Source organism: Lacisediminihabitans sp. (genome assembly GCF_043726815.1).
GTDB lineage: Bacteria > Actinomycetota > Actinomycetes > Actinomycetales > Microbacteriaceae > Lacisediminihabitans.
The window spans coordinates 16,760-34,444 of the sequence record NZ_JAYSJZ010000098.1 but is presented as its reverse complement, the minus strand read 5'-3'; the positions used below and the strand labels follow the sequence as shown (position 1 = coordinate 34,444).

The window sequence follows — 17,685 nt, the reverse complement described above, 5'->3', positions numbered from 1 at the left end:
CGGTCCCCGCACAGTTGAAGCCACACTGCCCCATGCTGGTAAACACTTGGTGATGAGCACCTGAACAAATGCCAAAGTATCGCCATCCCCCGACACGGGCGGCGAGGCGAGCCGTGAGACCTAACTAATCTTATTGTCATGACCTCCGCGTGGCTCGTGCCGCTCACACTCGTTTTCGGTGTGATCGTCGGTGCGGCCATCGTGCTGGTCCTCGTCGCCTCTGCGCGCCGGGGCCAGCGGGCGGTGGATGTCGTAAGCAACGCGGTGCCGGACGGCGTCGACCAGGTGATCGAGGCCCTCGAGTCCGCCGGGGTGGTGCTCGACCCGTCGAACAACGTCGTCAAGGCCTCGCCGGGAGCCCTCGCCTTCGGCCTGGTCTGGAACGACGCGCTCGTGCACTCCGAGCTCGTCGCGCTGGTCGATCAGGTGCGCCGCACCGGCGATTCCATCACCCAGGAGCTCGAGCTCGCCCGCGGTCCGTTCGGCGACGCCAACATCTACCTGTTCGTGCGGGTCGCGCGGCTGGGCGCCCGCTACATCCTGCTGCTGGCCGAAGACCACACCGAGAGCTACCGGCTCGATGAGGTGCGACGCGACTTCGTGGCGAACATCAGCCACGAGCTGAAGACGCCGATCGGCGCCGTGAGCCTGCTCGCCGAGGCGCTCCAGGCCGCCTCCGACGAGCCGGACCAGGTACGCCGCTTCGCGAAACGGCTCACCAAGGAATCCGAACGACTCGCCAAGATCACCCAGGAGATCATCCAGCTCTCCCGGCTGCAGGCGGCCGATGCGCTCACCAAACCCGAGGTCGTCGACATCGATCACGTGGTCGCGCTCGCGATCGACCAGAACCGGGTGGCGGCGGACTCGAGCCGGGTGACCATCGTGAGCGGGGGAGACGCGGGCGCCGAGGTGTACGGCGACGAGCCGCTGCTCGCCGTCGCGCTGCACAACCTGATCGCCAACGCCATCCAGTACTCGCCCAAGGGTTCCCGGGTGGGGGTCGGGGTCACCAATGCGGACGGCATCGTCGAGATCGCGGTGACCGACCAGGGCGCCGGCATTCCCGAGGAGGACCTCGACCGGGTGTTCGAGCGGTTCTACCGCATCGACCAGGCGAGGTCACGGCACACCGGCGGTTCGGGCCTCGGCCTCAGCATCGTCAAGCACGTCGTGCAGAACCACGGCGGCGACGTTCGCGTGTGGTCCCAGGTCGGCAATGGCTCCACCTTCACCATCCGCCTGCCGGAGGCTTCCCACGCCTCGCAGGCATCACTGAAAGAAGCATGATGACGCGAATCCTGATCGTGGAAGACGAATCGTCCCTGAGCGAGCCCCTCGCCTTCCTGCTGGGTCGGGAGGGGTACGAGACCACGATCGCCGCCGACGGCCCGGCTGCGCTCGCCGAGTTCGACCGCAACGGTACCGACCTGATCCTGCTCGACCTCATGCTGCCGGGAATCCCGGGCACTGAGGTCTGCCGCGAGATCCGCACCCGTTCGCAGGTGCCGATCATCATGCTGACGGCCAAGGACAGCGAGGTGGATGTGGTGGTCGGCCTCGAGCTGGGAGCCGACGACTACGTCACCAAGCCGTATTCGACCCGCGAGTTGCTGGCCCGCATCCGCGCGGTCATGCGCCGCCGTGTGGAGGGCGACGACGACGATGTCGCGGTTCTCGAGGCGGGCGACGTGCGGATGGACGTGGAGCGGCACACCGTGGCGGTGCGCGGCACGGAGACGGCGATGCCGCTCAAGGAGTTCGAACTGCTCGAGGTGCTGCTGCGAAACTCGGGGCGCGTGCTCACCCGCGGCCAGCTGATCGACCGCGTCTGGGGTGCCGACTACTTCGGAGACACCAAGACGCTCGACGTGCACATCAAGCGCATCCGCACCAAGATCGAGCGGCATCCGTCAGACCCGACGATGCTGCTCACCGTGCGAGGGCTCGGCTACCGCTTCGAGGCCTGACCGCTCTCGGCGCACCGTCGCGAACGCGCGTTTGTCCGAACGCGCGTTTTCTTGAACGCGCGTTTCTCCGAACTTGCGTTTCTTGAACGCGCGTTTCTCCGGAGGTTCGTCTTGCCGCGGCCCAAATCGCGGCCGAAAAGCCCGATTCCGGCCGGTTTGAGCCCGAAGCTCCGGAGAAGCGCGGGTGTGGGCGCGGCTGGGATGGGGGCCGTAGGAGATGCGCCCGGAGAGCGACTTCGGCCAGCGCGCTCGGCCAGCGCGCGTTTCTCCGGAGGTTCGTCTTACCGCGGCCCGAATTGCGGCCGAATAGCCCGATTCCGGCCGATTCGGCCCCGAAGCTCCGGAGAAACGCGGATGCTCCGGAGAAACGTGGGGTGGCGGGGCGGCCAGAGCCGCGGCCAGGGGTGCAGCCGGGGCCGCGCGGCCCCGCGAGGCTCAGTTGCTCGGTGAGGCGCTCGGGGTCGGGATGCCGGTAGGCGTCGGCGTCGGAGTCGGGGTCGGCGAGGGCAGCAGGCCCTTGTATTCCTTCTGGCTCGCGTCCAGCACCGGCAGGAGAAGCTGCTTGCCGGTGTCGGATCCCGACTGGAAGTAGACCGGGAAGAGCCCGCCCGGCTCGGTGTTGATCCCCTGCAGCACGAGCTGCTTGGAACCCTTCGCGCCGAAGGTCCTGGCCTCGCCGGCATCGAGCCGCACGGTGGAGGTGAGCTTGCCCTCTGATCCCTCGTACTGGATGTTCACGGCGGCCGGCTGCTCGCCGTCGTTGATGAGGCTCACCAGCAGGGCGGCCTCCTCGCCGTCCTTGGTGAAGACCAGGGCGTTGCGCACCTGGATCGAGCCGAGGGTGGCGCCGACGCCGTCGCTCGGGTCGTACTGCTTGGTGGTCGACTGCGGGGCGAACAGGCTGCAGCCGGTCGCGCCCAACATCATGGCGGCCGCCAGGACCACGGATGCAGCAATGCGTGCTCTCACAAAACCCTCCAGAAGCAAAGAAAACGGCCTCACATCGCGGACGATCGCCGCGGGAACCTGCTTGGAGTTTAGCCTACCGACCCTCCGCGCCGGGCTCGGGGTAAGGCCACCCTAACTGGGAGATCGCTGTGGTAAACTAGAGGCCACGGAACGGAGTCCCATCCATGCTTTTCGAGGTCGGCGAAACCGTCGTTTACCCCCATCACGGTGCAGCAACCATCACCGAGGTCAAGACGCGAATCATCAAGGGCGAGGAGAAGCTCTACCTCAAGCTCAATGTCACCCAGGGTGACCTGACGATCGAGGTGCCCGCAGAGAATGTGGACCTCGTCGGCGTGCGCGATGTGATCGGCAAAGAGGGACTGGACAAGGTCTTCGAGGTGCTGCGCGCCCCGTTCACCGAGGAGCCGACCAACTGGTCGAGGCGCTACAAGGCCAACCTCGAAAAGCTCGCGTCCGGCGATGTCATCAAGGTGTCCGAGGTCGTGCGCGACCTGTGGCGCCGTGACCAGGACCGTGGACTCTCCGCCGGTGAGAAGCGGATGCTCGCCAAGGCACGCCAGATCCTGATCTCCGAGCTCGCGCTCGCCGAGAAGACTGACGAAGAGAAGGCATCAACGGTTCTCGACGAGGTCCTTGCCTCCTAGGGGCAGCACCGAATCTCCGCGCGTCGGAGTGATCGTCGTTGCTGCCGGAAGCGGCAGCAGGCTCGGCCAGCCCGCGCCGAAGGCCTTTGTCGACCTCCAGGGTCGGCCGATCCTCGAGCACGCCCTGCTGCCGATCTTCGGGCTGAGCGCCGCCGTCCAGGTGGTGGTGGTCGCCCCGGCCGCGCAGCTCGCCGAGGCGCGGGCGATGGCGCACGAGGTCGCCGGTGTCGCGGCGGACTTCGTGACGGTCGTCGCGGGCGGCCCGACCCGGCAGGCCTCGGTCGCCGCGGGAATCGCCGTGCTCGAGCCCGGCATCCGCATTGTCCTGGTGCACGACGCCGCCCGGGCCTTCACGCCGACCAGCCTCTTCGAGACGGTGATTGCCGCGGTGGAGGGATCCGGCTCCGGGGTGATCCCCGGGCTTCCCGTGGCCGACACCATCAAGCGTGCGGTGGACGGCATCGCCGTCGCCACCGTCGATCGCTCGGAGCTCGTGGCGGTGCAGACCCCGCAGGGCTTTCCGCGCCAGCCCCTCGCGGACGCCTACGCGACGGCCACCGCCGAGCACACCGACGACGCCGCCCTCTACGCCTCGGCCGGGCATCCGGTGATCGTCGTACCCGGCGACCCCCTCGCGTTCAAGATCACCACCCCCTGGGACCTGCGTCGCGCGGAGACTCTCGCGTCTTCCGCTCCGGATGTCGCGCGGGAGGCCACGCGAACCGGCGTCGGCATCGACGTGCACGCCTTCGACGAGTCGAGCGAACTCTGGCTCGGCGGGCTGCACTGGCCGGGCGAGGTCGGCCTCGCCGGCCACAGCGACGGCGACGCGCTCAGCCACGCGATCTGCGACGCCCTGCTCTCCGCGGCGGGACTCGGCGACCTCGGCGAGCGTTTCGGCACCGCGGACGAGCGCTTCGCGAACGCGCACGGCGAGGTGTTCATCGCCGAGACGGTGCGGCTCGTGAACGAAGCCGGCTGGGCGATCGGCAACGTCGCCGCGCAGGTGGTGGCCAACCGACCGAAACTCGCCGCTCGCCGCGACGAGCTGCAGCGCACCCTCTCCGCTCTCGTCGGCGCGCCGGTGAGCGTCGCCGCCACGACATCCGACGGCCTTGGTTTCACCGGCCGCGGCGAGGGTGTCGCGGTCGTCGCCACGGCCCTCCTCCGCCCGCTTCCCCCGCAAGTTAGGCTGTGAGTCGTGACTGTGCGCCTCTATGACTCCAGGACCCAGTCCGTGGTCGACCTCGTGCCCCTCGTCGAGGGCGAGGTAGGAATCTACGTGTGCGGGCCGACCGTGCAGTCCTCGCCGCACATCGGCCACCTTCGCTCCGCCCTCGTCTACGACCAGTGGCGGCGTTGGCTGTCCTACCGGGGCTACACCGTGACCCTCGTGCGCAACGTCACCGACATCGACGACAAGATCCTGGCCAACGCGGCCTCCTCCTCGTCCGACGCCACGGAGGAGCAGTGGTGGGCCCTCGCCTACCGCTACGAGCTCGAGTTCACCGAGGGCTACCGCGCCCTCGGAATCCTGCCCCCCACCTACGAGCCGCGCGCCACGGCGAGCATCACCCAGATGCAGCAGATCATCTCCCGCCTCATCGAGAACGGCCACGCCTACGTGGCCGACGACGAGTCGGGCGACGTCTACTTCGATGTGGCGTCCTGGCCCTCCTACGGCGAGCTCACCAACCAGCGGGCCGACGACATGGCGGCCTCGGCCGATTCCGAGTCGAGAGCCAAACGGGATGCCCGCGACTTCGCCCTCTGGAAGGGGCACAAGGAGGAGGAACCGGAGTCCTCCGCCTTCCCCTCCCCGTGGGGCGACGGCCGGCCCGGCTGGCACATCGAGTGCTCGGCCATGGCGACCCGGTACCTCGGGCCCCGGTTCGACATCCACGGCGGCGGCCTCGACCTGCGCTTCCCGCACCACGAGAACGAGCTCGCCCAGTCGTCGGCCGCCGGCCTGCCGTTCGCCAACCACTGGGTGCACAACGGGCTGGTGAACGTGAACGGGCAGAAGATGTCGAAGTCGCTGGGCAACTCGGTGTTCGCGTCGGAGTTCCTCGAGGAGGCCCGTCCCCTCGTGATCCGCTACTACCTCGGCGCCGCGCACTACCGTTCCACCCTCGACTATCACGACGGGGCGCTCATCGAGGCGGAGGCGGCCCTCGAACGCATCGAGGTGTTCCTCGACCGCGCCGAGCGCCGGCTCGAGGGAACCCAGTTCGCCGGGCAGGGCGTGGAGCTGGTTCCCACCGAATTCGCCGAGGCGATGGATGACGACCTCGCCATTCCGCAGGCCCTCGCCGTGCTGCACGACCAGGTTCGGGCCGGCAACGCGGCCCTGGACGCGGAGGATCTGGGCGGCGCCGCCGTGATCCGGGGCAGGGTGCTCGCCATGGCCGAGGTTCTCGGTATCAACCCGATGGCCGTAGAGTGGCACACTGCCGCACACGATCCGGCCAGCGTCGCCCTCGCTGCCCTCGTGGAGAAGCTGCTGGAAGACCGGGACGCCGCGCGCAAGGAGCGCGACTTCAGCTCGGCCGACCGCATCCGCGATGAACTCGCCGCCGCCGGCATCCAGATCGAAGACACCCCGACGGGGTCACATTGGAGTCTTGACTAATGAAGAGCAGTGGAGCGAACAAGCCTCGCGCGGGCGCCGTCCGCAAGAGCAGCACCGGCAAGCAGGTCGGCTCGGGCGGCCAGGGCCGCCAGGCCCTCGAGGGAAAGAAGCCCACGCCCAAGGCCGTCGACCGCCCGTACCACCCCGCGGGCAAGCGCAAGGCCGCGAACGACCGGTTCACCGCGGCCGGCGGCTCGCGCCAGCCCGCCAAGACCGGTTCGAGCGCCGGGGCGCCGCAGCGGCCGCAGGCCGGCCGGGCCAACCGCCCGAAGCAGACCGACGAGTTCGAGGTCGTCACGGGCCGCAACTCGGTGCTCGAGGCGCTGCGCGCCAAGATCCCGGTGACCGCCCTCTACATCGCGACCCGCATCGAGTATGACGACCGGGTGAAGGAGGTCATGCAGCTCGCCACCAAGCGCGGGCTGCCGATCCTCGAGGTGATGAAGCCCGAGCTCGACCGCCTGGCCGGGTTCGACTCGGTGCACCAGGGACTCGCGCTGAAGATCCCGCCGTACGACTACGCGCACCCCACCGACCTGCTGGAGAAGATCATCTCCCGCGGCCAGGTGCCGCTGCTCGTCGCGCTCGACGGCATCACCGACCCGCGCAACCTCGGCGCGATCATCCGCTCGGTCGCCGCGTTCGGCGGGCAGGGCGTGATCGTTCCGCAGCGCCGCTCGGTGGGACTCACGGCCGCGGCCTGGAAGACTTCGGCTGGCGCCGCGGCGCGCACCCCGGTCGCCATGGCGGGCAACCTCACCCAGACGCTCAAGGCGTTCAAGGAGCGCGGCGTGTTCATCCTCGGCCTCGACGGCGGCGGCGACACCCCGCTGCCCGACCTGTCCTGGGCGAAGGAACCCCTCGTGGTCGTCGTCGGCAGCGAGGGCAAGGGGCTCTCCCGACTCGTCACCGAGACCTGTGACGCGATCGTCTCCATCCCGATCAACGCGGCCACGGAGTCGCTCAACGCCGGCATCGCCGCGAGCGTCACGCTCTACGAGATCTCCAAGCAGCGCGCCCGCAAGTAGCGCACGCCGCGGCCGCCAGGCGGTGGCGCCAGGCGGTGGCGCTAGGCGGTGGCGCTCACCGGTGCGAGCCGGTGGGCGGCCGCCAGCGCGCCGAGGATGTCCTGGCTGAGGTCGTCGACGTGTTCGAGACCGATGGAGAGGCGCACGAGCCCGGCGTGGGGCCTGGCCTCGGCAGCGACCGGCCGGTGGGTGAGGGACGCCGGATGCTGGGCGAGCGAGTCGACCCCGCCGAGGGAGACCGCGTTCGTCACCAGTCGCAACGCCTCGATGAACCCCACGGCGGCGTCGTAGCCGCCGGCCAACTCGAGGGCGATCATGCACCCTCCGCCGTGCATCTGGCGGCCGAGGAGGCCGTCGGGATCGCAGCCGTCGAGCGTCGGGTAGAGCACCCGGGAGACGGCCGGGTCTCCGAGCATCCGCCGCGCGAGAGTCTCGGCGGTCTCCTGCTGGGCGCGCACGCGGATCGGCAGCGTGCGCAGCCCGCGGTGCAGGAGGTAGGCAGCGAGCGGATGAAGCACCCCGCCGGTGAGCGCGCGCACGTGGCGCAGGCGGCCGGCCCACTCGTCGGTGGTCGCGACGACCCCGCCCATGACATCGCCGTGGCCACCGATGTACTTGGTGGCGCTGTGCAGCACGAGGGTCGCGCCGTGTTCGATGGGACGCTGCAGCACGGGAGTCGCGAACGTGTTGTCCACGAGAACGGGAACGCCGCCCGCCGCCGCAACGACGGCGGCGATGTCCACCAGCTCGAGCGTCGGGTTGGCGGGGGACTCGATGACGACGAGACCGGTGTCCGCCCGGATGGCCCCGGCGATGCCGGCGAGGTCGGTCCAGGTGACGGAGGTGCCCACGAGGCCGCTCTCCAGCACGTGGTCGGTGCCTCCGTAGAGCGGGCGGAGGGCCACGACGTGCGGGCGGCCGGCGGTGACGGTGGCGAGCAGGCAGGCGGCGAGGGCGGCCATGCCGCTCGCGAAGGCGACCGCGGACTCCGACCCCTCGAGCGCGGAGAGGGCGTCCTCGAAGCGGGCGACGCCGGGCTGCCAGAGCCGCTGGTAGACCGCAGACTGGCCGGGCAGCAGCACGCCGCCGGTGGCGAGCTGTTCGTAGGATTCGCCGCCGAGCTCCACGCCGGGAAGCGGGTTGGTGGTGGAGAAGTCGATGGTGGGCACATGCGAGCCGCTCTCGCTCAGGCCCTCCATTCCGGCATGCACGGCGCGGGTCTCGAGACGGAATTCGGAGGTCGACATGGGTCGACGAAACCAGAATCTGCGACCAAACTCGAGAGAGCCGAAAGCAAGTGCGATAATTGACCCTGTCATTGGGGATCCTGCATTTTCGGGCGACGATCTCCCCGTCCGACGAAAGAACCAGCGAAGGGGTCGACGCGATGATCGACGACACGGACCGCCTCATCATCCGGGCGCTCTCGGCCAATGCACGCATGTCTGGGTCCGCGCTGGCCGCCGCCGCCGGAGTCGCCGAGTCCACGGTCTCGCTCCGGCTGAAGCGGCTGCACGCCTCGGGGGTGCTGCGCGGCTACCACGCCGACGTGGACATCGCGGCGCTCGGCATGACCGTGCAGGCGCTCATCTCGATCCGCCTGGTCTCCATCGTGCGAGAGGAGGTGGACCGCTTCCGCCGAGAGGCTCCGAACTGGCCGGGCGTGCTCGCCCTCTTCCACATGGGAGGCGTGGACGATTTCCTCCTGCACGTGGCCGCGCCGAACGCGTCAGATCTGCGCGACTTCGTGCTCGAGAACCTCGCCGGCCATCCGGCGGTCGCTCACACGGAGACCAACCTCATCTTCGACCACGTTGCCGGCCGCGGCCTCGAGCGACTGCTCGGCTAGTTGTACTGCCCAGGCAGGTTGGTTGATTGGGTGTGCCTCTCTGTCCCGAGCTTTTCGGCCCGCTGGCGGTGTCGCCCGCGTCGGTCGCGCCGTGTTCTGCAGGACGGGCCCGGAGTCTTGGGTGCCTGCCTCGCAGACTCTGGTTATGCAGGACAGCGTCTGCAGGACACGGCAGGAATGTGGCGACCCGAACGGTCCCGGTCTGCGGGACGCTCCCGTCGGTTCTGCACCTCCCGTGCTCGCTATCGGCCCGAGCCGTCCTGCACAACGCGTCCTGCACAACGCGCGCCGGGGCAAGGGAGTGCCGCACGGCGGCGGGGACAGGCGGGCCGACAGCTAGACCCTCGAGCGCCAGTCGCTCTCATCGACCACCGAGATCGGCAGGGTGATCGTGCCGGTGACCGGGTCGATCACGGTGGCCTCGTCGCGGCGGTGGCGCAGCACGGTGTCGACGTAGGAACTCACGGCCTCGGCGAGCGGCACGTCCCGGTTCTCGTTCTGCGAGAGGAACCAGCGGTGGTCGAGCAGCTGGTGGAAGACCTCGGCGGGCTCGAGGCGACGCTTGAGGTCGCGCGGGATGGCGCGGATCACCGGTTCGAAGACTTGGGCGAGCCACTCGTGGGCCACCATCTCCTCGTCGAGGCCCTGCTTCTTGAAGGTCGCGGTGTAGGAGTCGAGGTCGTTGAGCAGGCGGCGGGCCTGGTTCTCCTGGGCGTCGAGTCCGGTGAGGCGCAGCAGCCGGCGCTGATGGTGGCCGGCGTCCACCACCTTCGGCTGGATGCGCACCTGGGTGCCGGAGTCATCGGTCTTGATCGCGAGCTCCTCGATGTCGAATCCGAGCTCGTTGAGGCGCTCGACGCGCTCGTTGATGCGCCAGCGCTCGGAGGAGGAGAAGGACTCGGATCCCGTGAGCTCCTTCCACAGGTTGCGGTAGGCGGCGACGATGCCGTTGGAGACCTCCACCGGGTCGGCGTCCTCGTCGAGGCGACCACCGGCCGCGAGGTCGAGCAGCTCCCCGGCGATGTTGACCCGGGCGATCTCCAGGTCGTTCTCACGCTGGCCGTTGGAGAGGCCGCTGTAGAGCTGGCCGGTCTCGGCGTCCACGAGGTAGGCGGCGAACGAACCGGCGTCGCGGCGGAAGAGCGTGTTGGACAGGGACACGTCGCCCCAGAAGAAGCCATGGATGTGCAGCCGCACCAGCAGCACGGCGAGGGCATCCACGAGCCTGGTCGCCGTGTCCGGTCGCAGAGTCTGCGAGTACAGCGCCCGGTAAGGGAGCGAGAACTTGAGGTGTCGCGTGACGAGCACGGACTCGAGCGGGTTGCCCTCATCATCAGTGCGGTTGGTGATCACCGCGACCGGGTCGACGCAGGGCACGTCGAGCTTCTGCAGCGCGCGCAGCATGTCGTACTCGCGCTTGGCCAGCTCAGACGAGGTCTCCTTGATCGCGATCACGTAGCCGCTGAGATGCACGAACCGCACGAGGTGCCGGGAGATGCCCTTGGGCAGGGCGGCGATCACGCTGTCTGGCCACACGTCGAGGGGGAGATTCCACGGCAGGTCGAGCAGGGCCGGGTCGACGGTTGCCGAGGTGATGTTGAGTGAGCCGCTCATGCGTTGTGCCTATCGAGATCTGGAGAGAAAAAAAGTGCGGGCGACGAAAGAGATCGTCGCCCGCACCAGGGTTGTTCGACCGACTAGTCGGCGACGGCCTTGCTGAGGCGGTTGCCCGACTCGATGTCGAAGGCGTGGATGTGGGCGGGCTCCGGAAGGATGAAGACCGTCTCGCCGGCGTTCGGGTGAACGCGGCCATCGACGCGGGCGACGATGTCGACGCGGCCACCGTCGATGTCGGTGTGACCGTAGAGGTAACCGTCGGCGCCGAGTTCCTCGACGAGGTCGACGTCAACCTTGAGGCCCTCGCCGGTGGTCGAGACGCGAACGTCCTCCGGGCGAACTCCGATGGTGACCTTGGTGTTGCTCGTCGCGCCCATGGTGGCACGGTCGAGGGCCGCGACGGCCGATCCGAACTTGAGTCCACCGTCGACGAGGTCGGCGGTGAAGAGGTTCATGGCCGGCGAGCCGATGAATCCGGCGACGAAGACGTTCTTCGGGTTTGCGTACAGGTCGCGGGGGGTTCCCACCTGCTGCAGCACGCCATCCTTGAGCACGGCGATGCGGTCACCCATGGTGAGCGCCTCGGTCTGGTCGTGCGTGACGTAGACGGTCGTGACGCCGAGGCGGCGCTGGAGGGAGGCGATCTGGGTGCGCGTCTGCACGCGGAGCTTGGCGTCGAGGTTCGACAGCGGCTCGTCCATGAGGAACACCTGCGGCTGGCGAACGATTGCGCGGCCCATGGCGACGCGCTGACGCTGTCCACCGGAGAGCGCCTTCGGCTTGCGGCCCAGGTACGGCTCGAGGTCGAGCAGCTTGGCGGCCTCGAGAACGCGGGTGGCGCGCTCGTCCTTGTTGACGCCGGCGATCTTGAGCGCGAAGCCCATGTTCTCGGCGACCGTCATGTGCGGGTACAGCGCGTAGTTCTGGAACACCATCGCGATGTCGCGGTCCTTCGGCGGCACGTCGGTGACGTTGCGGTCGCCGATGAGGATGTTGCCGTCGTTGACCTCTTCGAGGCCGGCCAGCATGCGCAGCGACGTGGACTTGCCACAGCCGGAGGGGCCGACGAGGACGAGGAATTCGCCATCAGCGACGTGCAGGTCGAGGGCGTCGACGGCGGGCTTGGTCGAACCCGGGTAGAGACGGGTTGCTTTGTCAAAAGTGACAGATGCCATGGTTCTATTGCTCCTTCACCGGCAGGTACGTGCCGGACGATCCGTAGTGAATGGAAGATACTGCTCGGTCATTATGTCACGTAGAGGTGTGTGCCGTTAAACCTGCGTTCGCCGACTGGCTAGGCTTATCCAGCGTTCGTCTGGGTTATTCCCAGAATCACTGTCTACTGTGCAAAGGGCTCCCGCTCACTGCAGTCGAGACGGTTCGAGGGCCACAACCATGTTGATCAATAGTGAGGTTCGATGAGTTACGGCGGTGCTGGCGACGATCGCCTCAGCAAGAACCAGAGGCGCGAGGCCGCTCGTGAGAAGGCCCGCACTCTGCGCGAAGAGCAGAGGAAGAAGGATCGCCGAAGCCGCTTCGTGCTTCAGGGCAGCCTCATCGTCGTTTCCCTGGCGATCATCGCCGTCATCGTCGTCGTGATCACCAGCTCGGTGCGCCCGCCGTCTGCTGGACCCAAGAACATGCTCAGCGACGGCATCAAGATCGGCCAGAACCTGGCCGCCGTGCCGACCGCCGCCCTTGAGCCGGGCGATGCCCCGGTGCCGTCGCCCCGCAACAAGGCCGACGTGATCGACATCCAGATCTTCGTCGACTACCAGTGCCCCGTGTGCCAGGTCTTCGAGCAGACCAACACCGCCCAGATCGAGTCCTATCTCAAGACCGGGGCCGCCACGCTCGAGATCCATCCGATCGCGATTCTCGACAACCGCTCGCTCGGCCAGCGGTACTCCAGCCGCGCGGCGAACGCGGCGGCCTGTGTCGCCAACTTCTCGCCGAATTCCTACTTCAACTTCAACGGCCTGCTCTTCGAGGAGCAGCCGAAGGAGAACACCGAGGGGCTGACCGACCAGAAGCTCATTTCCATCGCCAAGCAGGCCAAGGTCGAATCCCTCGCCTCGATCACGAGCTGCATCACGGACCAGTCGTTCAAGGCGTGGGTGACGGCGGCCACGTCGCGCGCCACCACCGGTCCGATCCCCAACTCCGATGTGAAGAAGGTGTCGGCGACGCCGACCGTGATCATTAACGGGGCCAAGTTCAATGGCGCGGCGACGGACGCGAGCGCGTTCTCCGCCGCCATCCAGAAGGCCGCCGGCGACACGTTCCGCGAGGGCGCCACGGCGACCCCGAGTCCCAGCCCGGCCCCGTAACGCTCAGCTCCGGTCGCGAGCCCCGGGGGGAGCGGCGACCGAGGCCCGCTCGACCAGCTGCACCGAGGTGACGATCGGGGACGCCGATCGCGCGCTCTCGGCGCGATCGGGGAAGAGCAGCGACGAGACCGCCCTGGCCTTCGCCCCGAAGTCCTGGGCGATGGTTGTCAGCTGCGGGGTCACGAATCGTCCGGCCGCGAGGTTGTCGAAGCCGATGATGGACACGTCCTGCGGCACCCGCAGCCCGGCCGCCACGAATCCCTGGATGAGTCCGATCGCGAGGATGTCGGCGGTGGCGAAGATGGCGGTCGGGCGGGCGCCCGGCTCGAGTCCCGCCTCCGACCACCGGGCCGCGAGGGAGGTCGCGAGGGCGTGACCGGCCTCGTGGCTGGCGTGCGCATCGAGCACGGCGTCGTCGGAGAGCAACACCCCCTCGGAGGCGAGGCCGGCGCGGAAGCCGGCGAGGCGTTCCCGCACGACCCCGGTGGTGCTGCCGATCAGCCCGGCGAACGCCACGGAGCGGTGCCCGGCGCCGAGGAGGTGCCGCGCGGCCTGCCTTCCTCCGTCGAAGTCGTCGATGCGTACCGACCGAACGGCCGGATTGTCGGCGTAGGCGTCGAGGGACACGAGCACCGCGTCGCCGACCGGGCGAAGGGCGCCGACCTGGCTCTCGGTGAACTCGAGCAGCACCGCGCCGTGGAGGTTCCAGGTCTGCACCGCCTCGCGCACCTCGGCGACGTCCACGATGCCGCGCAGCAGCAGGTCGAATCCTCGCGCTCGGAATTCGCGTTCGAGCCCGCCGAGCATGTCGACGTCGTACGGGCTGAGCAGCAGGCGCGAGGTGTCCGCGGCGGGCACGATGAGACCGATCGTTCGCGAGGCGCTGCCGGCGAGGGTGCGGGCGGAGGCGCTCGGCACGTAGCCGCGTGCGGCCACGATGGACAGCACCCGGTCGATCGTGGCCGACGACACCCTGGCGTGGTTTCCGTTGACCACGTTGGAGACCGTCTGGAGGCTGACGCCGGCCTCGGCGGCGATGTCCTTGAGGGTCACGCGCACGGCATCCTCCGATTGGGGTCACTCGAATTTAGCGGATCTGGGTCGTCGCGGATCTGGGCTTTCGCGCATCTGGGGCCGACACGCTGACGGCGGCTTGACAGCGAGGGGGCGATGCCGCTTGACTTTCGGAGGCAAGGTTGAGCGCTAAACCATTCCCGCTCGATTCCGCCGGAAACCCCCTCCCCTCGCCGTGAAAGGCCGTCAATGACCCTGTCAGCGTCCACCGAGCCAGCGCCGTCCGCGGCCCCGACCGAGCTGAGGGTGGGAGTGATCGGGCTGGGATTCGCCGGCACCACCCACCTTGACGCGTACACGGCGCTCCCGGGTGCCACCGTCGTCGCCCTCGCCGGCCAGGAGGAGCCCAGGCTGGCCGAGCTCGGCCGCACCCGCGGCGTCCCGAACCTCTACCACGACTGGCAGGACCTCGTCGCGCGCGACGACCTCGACATCGTGAGCATCGGCGTGCCCAACCACCTGCACCATCCGATCGCGATCGCGGCGCTGGCCAGCGGCAAGCACGTCTTCTGCGAGAAGCCGCTCGCCACCACCGGCGCGCTCGCCGCGGAGATGACCGACGCGGCCCTCGCCAACAACCGAGTGCTCGAGATCGCCTTCAACCATCGCCGCCGTGGCGACGTGCGCCTGCTCAAGGACTACCTCGCCTCCACCGAGCTGGGCCGCATCTACCACGCCCGCGCGAGCTGGCGCCGACGCAGCGGCATCCCGGGCATCGGCTCCTGGTTCACCAACCGGGCGATGTCCGGGGGCGGTCCCATGATCGACCTCGGCTCGCACGTGCTCGACATCGTGCTCCACCTGCTGGGCGAGCCCCGCGTGCTCTCCGTGAGCGCTGTCGACTACGGGGAGGTCGGGCGACTCGGTCGGGGCGGCGCCAGCAACTCCCAGACGACCGGGGGCACCCAGACCTTCGAGGTGGAGGACTTCGCCTTCGCCCTGCTCAGGCTCGACAACGGGGCGAGCATCCAGTTGGAGGCGTCCTGGGCCGACTACACGGCCCACGACAACGACATCTCCGTGGACCTGCTCGGCTCGATGGGCGGCGCGAGCCTCTTCGTGCGCGACCACGCCACCGACGACACCCTGCGGCTTCACTCGGAGGTGCACGGCGCGTCGGCCGTCACCGTGCCCCGGGTGCACGTGCCCGGCGGGGAGCACCGGCTCGTGATCGAGGAGTTCCTCGCCACGATCCGTTCCGGCCAGTGGGCGAACTCCTACGGCGAGTACGCCCTGCACCGCAGCCGCGTGCTCGACGCCGTCTATGAATCCGCTCGCACCAACAAGGAAGTGACTGTCGCATGAGAATCACCGTCTGGAACGAGAACGTGCACGAGAGCCGCGGCGACGCGATCGTCGCCGAGAACTACCCGCGGGGCATCCACGGCGCGATCGCCGAGGGCCTCGCCGGGCACTTCGACCTCGCCGAGGGTGGCGCGGACACCATCCGCACCGCCACCCTCGCCGATCCGGAGCACGGCCTCACCGACGAGGTGCTCGACGCCACCGACGTGCTGCTCTGGTGGGCGCACATCGCCCACGACCAGGTGTCGGATGAGGTGGTGGAGCGGGTGCACCGGCGCGTGCTCGCCGGGATGGGCATCCTCGTTCTGCACTCCGGCCACTACTCCAAGATCTTCCAGAAGCTCACCGGGTCCACCGCCTCGCTGCTCTGGCGCAACGAGGGCGAACGCGAGCTGGTGTGGACGATCGCGGCCACCCACCCGATCGCCGCGGGCATCCCGAACCCGCTCGTGATCGCGCGGCAGGAGATGTACGGCGAACCCTTCGACATTCCGGTGCCGGACGAACTGGTCTTCGTCTCGTCCTTCGAGGGCGGCGAGATCTTCCGCTCGGGCGTCACGTACACGCGCGGGCACGGCCGGGTCTTCTACTTCTCGCCCGGCGACCAGGAATACCCGGTCTATCACCAGCCCGAGGTGCTGAGGGTGCTGGCGAACGGAATCCGCTGGGCGGCCCCGACCCTTCCGCTCGAGGAGCAGGTGGCGAAGCACGCCCCGCTCGGGTGGTTCGAGGGCTAGCCAGCTCGTCGGATCTCGACCTCGCCCAGGGCCGGACCGGCGATCGCGGCGGCAAGCGTCTGGCCGGCGGCGAGGTCGCGCACGATGATGCCGGGCGTGCCGTCGTCCGCCCAGCCGCCGCCCTGGGGTCGAAGGTGCACCGTCGACATCTCGCGGGAGAGACCGAATCCGGTGGCCTTGAGCAGGGCCTCCTTGCGCACCCACACGTCGAGAATGTCGCCGGACACGGCTTCGCCGGCGGCCAGGATGTCCCGCTCGAGCGGGCCGAGGTCGGCGCCGGGCCGCCGCTCCTCGAGGTCGACGCCGACGGCTGCCCCCTGCCGCACGGCCACGGCGACCCAGGCACCGGAGCGGCTGAGGCTGAACTCCGGTGCGTGCGGGTGCGCCAGCTGTGGCCGACCGTGCGGACCGCCGCAGGCCGGGCACGCGCCCCGGCGAAACGACACGAGCGCGGGCTCCACCGCCAGCACCGAGCCGAGCACCAGGCGCAGCACCGCGTGCGCCCGGGCGAATCGTGCCGAGGCCAGCGGGTCGACGAGGCTCCTCGCGCGGGCCCGCTCGTCCGGGTCGAGCCACTCGGTGGGCCGGGAATCGTGGCACGGAAGGCCGAGCTCGGCGGCGACCCGCGGAAACTCGTCGTCGACGCAGGCGACCCAGACGCGGGTCGCGCCTGGGTCGACTTCACTCATGTCTAGGTGCCATCCCGTTGCGGCTGGGACGCGGGCCCGGTCACCGGCTCGCCGGGCACCCGCACGGTGCGCCAGGTGTCGATCGCGATGACGGTTCCCACGATCACCATGGACAGCGAGAGGGCGGCGAGAGTATCGGTGAGCCAGTGGTAGCCGAGATACATCCGGCTCGTCATCGCGGCGACGATCCCAAGCACCGAGACGATGGCGGCCACCACCACGCGACCGACCGATGGAGCGCGGGAGATGAGCAGGAACGACGTGAGGATGAGGAAGTCGCTGGCGCCGAGCACGTGTCCGGACGGAAACGAGGGTGTCGAGTCCGGTCCGATCAGCATCAGGTTGCTCGGAGGCCGGTGCCGGTGAACGATGGGGGCGATCGTATTGGCCACGATCACCCCGGTGATCATGGCGCCGGCGAGGAGGAGCGGCCGCCACAGGTGTCGCGCGAGCAGCGCCCAGGTGACCGTGGTGATGAGGATGATGATCGGCAGGAAGATCGGGCCGAAGATGGTCGTGATCACTCCCATCACCGCCGTGGTGGCTGGCGAGCGCAGCGAGTTGATCCAGAGCTCTGTCGGTCGGTCCAGCCGAGCCAGGCCGGTCTGCTGCAGCACCGACGTAAGGATGACGGCGAACAACACGAGGCCGAGCGGGATGAGGATCGAGGAAGTCAGGTAGAGGTTCCGTCGGGTCTCGGGGCGAACGTAGCGCTCCTCGACGATGAATTTGCCGCGCCAGCTCTGCCAGCGGCTCTCATCGGGTGCGGTGGCAGTGGCCATAGTTTTGTTTCCTTATCACTCGAGACGCGCAGTCGTCACTGACCGGCCACAATATC

The 17,685-nt window shown here is 68.8% G+C and carries 17 protein-coding genes; 10 read left to right on the top strand and 7 right to left on the bottom strand.

Translation table 11 applies throughout. The features are described 5' to 3' along the window. The first annotated feature begins 138 nt into the window (after positions 1–138). Together ACHZD8_RS14735 and ACHZD8_RS14730 are read left to right on the top strand one after the other, a co-directional pair. Positions 139–1,290: a sensor histidine kinase gene (locus tag ACHZD8_RS14735; RefSeq protein ID WP_394771179.1), complete on the top strand. Its 1,152-nt coding sequence runs from the start codon at positions 139–141 to the stop codon at positions 1,288–1,290. Beyond that, positions 1,290–1,970 (top strand): response regulator, encoded by a 681-nt coding sequence (locus tag ACHZD8_RS14730; RefSeq protein ID WP_394771197.1) that lies wholly within the window; start codon positions 1,290–1,292, stop codon positions 1,968–1,970. Before ACHZD8_RS14735 ends, ACHZD8_RS14730 begins: the two co-directional genes overlap by 1 nt. Before the next feature lie 435 nt (positions 1,971–2,405). Here ACHZD8_RS14730 and ACHZD8_RS14725 read toward each other — a convergent pair whose 3' ends face one another. Continuing rightward, positions 2,406–2,939, bottom strand: a complete 534-nt coding sequence (locus ACHZD8_RS14725; RefSeq protein WP_394771178.1) for a hypothetical protein — start codon at positions 2,937–2,939, stop codon at positions 2,406–2,408. A 164-nt stretch (positions 2,940–3,103) separates the two neighbouring features. Between ACHZD8_RS14725 and ACHZD8_RS14720 the strand changes: the two genes are divergently transcribed. The 4 genes from ACHZD8_RS14720 to rlmB are packed head-to-tail and all read left to right on the top strand — an operon-like array spanning position 3,104 to position 7,246. Then, positions 3,104–3,586, top strand: coding sequence for a CarD family transcriptional regulator (locus ACHZD8_RS14720; RefSeq protein WP_134506949.1), 483 nt, complete (start codon positions 3,104–3,106; stop codon positions 3,584–3,586). Continuing rightward, positions 3,576–4,784, top strand: coding sequence for a 2-C-methyl-D-erythritol 4-phosphate cytidylyltransferase (gene ispD / locus ACHZD8_RS14715; RefSeq protein ID WP_394771177.1), 1,209 nt, complete (start codon positions 3,576–3,578; stop codon positions 4,782–4,784). The genes ACHZD8_RS14720 and ispD overlap by 11 nt, the downstream gene beginning before the upstream one ends. Positions 4,785–4,787: 3 nt before the next feature. Next, on the top strand, positions 4,788–6,218 hold the full coding sequence (cysS, locus tag ACHZD8_RS14710) for a cysteine--tRNA ligase (protein WP_394771176.1): 1,431 nt from the start codon (positions 4,788–4,790) through the stop codon (positions 6,216–6,218). Further along, entirely contained in the window at positions 6,218–7,246 is a 1,029-nt protein-coding gene (gene rlmB, locus ACHZD8_RS14705; RefSeq protein ID WP_394771175.1) for a 23S rRNA (guanosine(2251)-2'-O)-methyltransferase RlmB, read from the top strand. Before cysS ends, rlmB begins: the two co-directional genes overlap by 1 nt. Positions 7,247–7,287: 41 nt before the next feature. On the opposite strand, the gene ACHZD8_RS14700 is transcribed toward rlmB, so the two are convergent. Beyond that, positions 7,288–8,493: a trans-sulfuration enzyme family protein gene (locus ACHZD8_RS14700; RefSeq protein ID WP_394771174.1), complete on the bottom strand. Its 1,206-nt coding sequence runs from the start codon at positions 8,491–8,493 to the stop codon at positions 7,288–7,290. Between the two features lie 140 nt (positions 8,494–8,633). On the opposite strand from ACHZD8_RS14700, the gene ACHZD8_RS14695 reads away from it, so the two are divergent. Continuing rightward, a complete protein-coding gene (locus ACHZD8_RS14695) occupies positions 8,634–9,095 on the top strand; it encodes an Lrp/AsnC family transcriptional regulator (RefSeq protein ID WP_394771173.1) in 462 nt (153 codons plus the stop codon). Positions 9,096–9,431: 336 nt separating this feature from the next. On the opposite strand, the gene ACHZD8_RS14690 is transcribed toward ACHZD8_RS14695, so the two are convergent. Next, a complete protein-coding gene (locus tag ACHZD8_RS14690; RefSeq protein ID WP_394771172.1) occupies positions 9,432–10,709 on the bottom strand; it encodes a DUF4032 domain-containing protein in 1,278 nt (425 codons plus the stop codon). Positions 10,710–10,792: 83 nt separating this feature from the next. Continuing rightward, a complete protein-coding gene (locus ACHZD8_RS14685; protein ID WP_394771171.1) occupies positions 10,793–11,887 on the bottom strand; it encodes an ABC transporter ATP-binding protein in 1,095 nt (364 codons plus the stop codon). Positions 11,888–12,130: 243 nt separating this feature from the next. Between ACHZD8_RS14685 and ACHZD8_RS14680 the strand changes: the two genes are divergently transcribed. Next, the gene (locus ACHZD8_RS14680; RefSeq protein WP_394771170.1) at positions 12,131–13,042 is read left to right on the top strand and encodes a DsbA family protein; all 912 of its coding nucleotides are present in this window, start codon (positions 12,131–12,133) and stop codon (positions 13,040–13,042) included. Positions 13,043–13,045: 3 nt separating this feature from the next. Here the strand turns inward: ACHZD8_RS14680 and ACHZD8_RS14675 are convergent, their stop codons facing one another. After that, a complete protein-coding gene (locus ACHZD8_RS14675; RefSeq protein WP_394771169.1) occupies positions 13,046–14,095 on the bottom strand; it encodes a LacI family DNA-binding transcriptional regulator in 1,050 nt (349 codons plus the stop codon). Between the two features lie 210 nt (positions 14,096–14,305). On the opposite strand from ACHZD8_RS14675, the gene ACHZD8_RS14670 reads away from it, so the two are divergent. Next, a complete protein-coding gene (locus ACHZD8_RS14670) occupies positions 14,306–15,421 on the top strand; it encodes a Gfo/Idh/MocA family protein (RefSeq protein WP_394771168.1) in 1,116 nt (371 codons plus the stop codon). Continuing rightward, positions 15,418–16,158, top strand: a complete 741-nt coding sequence (locus tag ACHZD8_RS14665; RefSeq protein WP_394771167.1) for a ThuA domain-containing protein — start codon at positions 15,418–15,420, stop codon at positions 16,156–16,158. The genes ACHZD8_RS14670 and ACHZD8_RS14665 overlap by 4 nt, the downstream gene beginning before the upstream one ends. On the opposite strand, the gene ACHZD8_RS14660 is transcribed toward ACHZD8_RS14665, so the two are convergent. Together ACHZD8_RS14660 and ACHZD8_RS14655 are read right to left on the bottom strand one after the other, a co-directional pair. Then, the gene (locus ACHZD8_RS14660) at positions 16,155–16,847 is read right to left on the bottom strand and encodes a 4'-phosphopantetheinyl transferase family protein (RefSeq protein ID WP_394771166.1); all 693 of its coding nucleotides are present in this window, start codon (positions 16,845–16,847) and stop codon (positions 16,155–16,157) included. The genes ACHZD8_RS14665 and ACHZD8_RS14660 overlap by 4 nt on opposite strands. A 2-nt stretch (positions 16,848–16,849) precedes the next feature. After that, entirely contained in the window at positions 16,850–17,629 is a 780-nt protein-coding gene (locus tag ACHZD8_RS14655) for a phosphatase PAP2 family protein (protein ID WP_394771165.1), read from the bottom strand. Between the last annotated feature and the right edge of the window lie 56 nt (positions 17,630–17,685).

What these genes read in the sequence shown, in the direction of transcription:
- ACHZD8_RS14670 (WP_394771168.1), top strand. Translation starts at nt 14,306, where the DNA reads ATGACCCTGTCAGCGTCCACCGAGCCAGCGCCGTCCGCGGCCCCGACC.
- ACHZD8_RS14720 (WP_134506949.1), top strand. Translation starts at nt 3,104, where the DNA reads ATGCTTTTCGAGGTCGGCGAAACCGTCGTTTACCCCCATCACGGTGCA.
- ACHZD8_RS14735 (WP_394771179.1), top strand. Translation starts at nt 139, where the DNA reads ATGACCTCCGCGTGGCTCGTGCCGCTCACACTCGTTTTCGGTGTGATC.
- ACHZD8_RS14685 (WP_394771171.1), bottom strand. Translation starts at nt 11,887, where the DNA reads ATGGCATCTGTCACTTTTGACAAAGCAACCCGTCTCTACCCGGGTTCG.
- ACHZD8_RS14655 (WP_394771165.1), bottom strand. Translation starts at nt 17,629, where the DNA reads ATGGCCACTGCCACCGCACCCGATGAGAGCCGCTGGCAGAGCTGGCGC.
- ACHZD8_RS14700 (WP_394771174.1), bottom strand. Translation starts at nt 8,493, where the DNA reads ATGTCGACCTCCGAATTCCGTCTCGAGACCCGCGCCGTGCATGCCGGA.
- ACHZD8_RS14660 (WP_394771166.1), bottom strand. Translation starts at nt 16,847, where the DNA reads ATGAGTGAAGTCGACCCAGGCGCGACCCGCGTCTGGGTCGCCTGCGTC.
- ACHZD8_RS14730 (WP_394771197.1), top strand. Translation starts at nt 1,290, where the DNA reads ATGACGCGAATCCTGATCGTGGAAGACGAATCGTCCCTGAGCGAGCCC.
- ACHZD8_RS14680 (WP_394771170.1), top strand. Translation starts at nt 12,131, where the DNA reads ATGAGTTACGGCGGTGCTGGCGACGATCGCCTCAGCAAGAACCAGAGG.
- ACHZD8_RS14690 (WP_394771172.1), bottom strand. Translation starts at nt 10,709, where the DNA reads ATGAGCGGCTCACTCAACATCACCTCGGCAACCGTCGACCCGGCCCTG.
- ACHZD8_RS14665 (WP_394771167.1), top strand. Translation starts at nt 15,418, where the DNA reads ATGAGAATCACCGTCTGGAACGAGAACGTGCACGAGAGCCGCGGCGAC.
- rlmB (WP_394771175.1), top strand. Translation starts at nt 6,218, where the DNA reads ATGAAGAGCAGTGGAGCGAACAAGCCTCGCGCGGGCGCCGTCCGCAAG.
- ACHZD8_RS14695 (WP_394771173.1), top strand. Translation starts at nt 8,634, where the DNA reads ATGATCGACGACACGGACCGCCTCATCATCCGGGCGCTCTCGGCCAAT.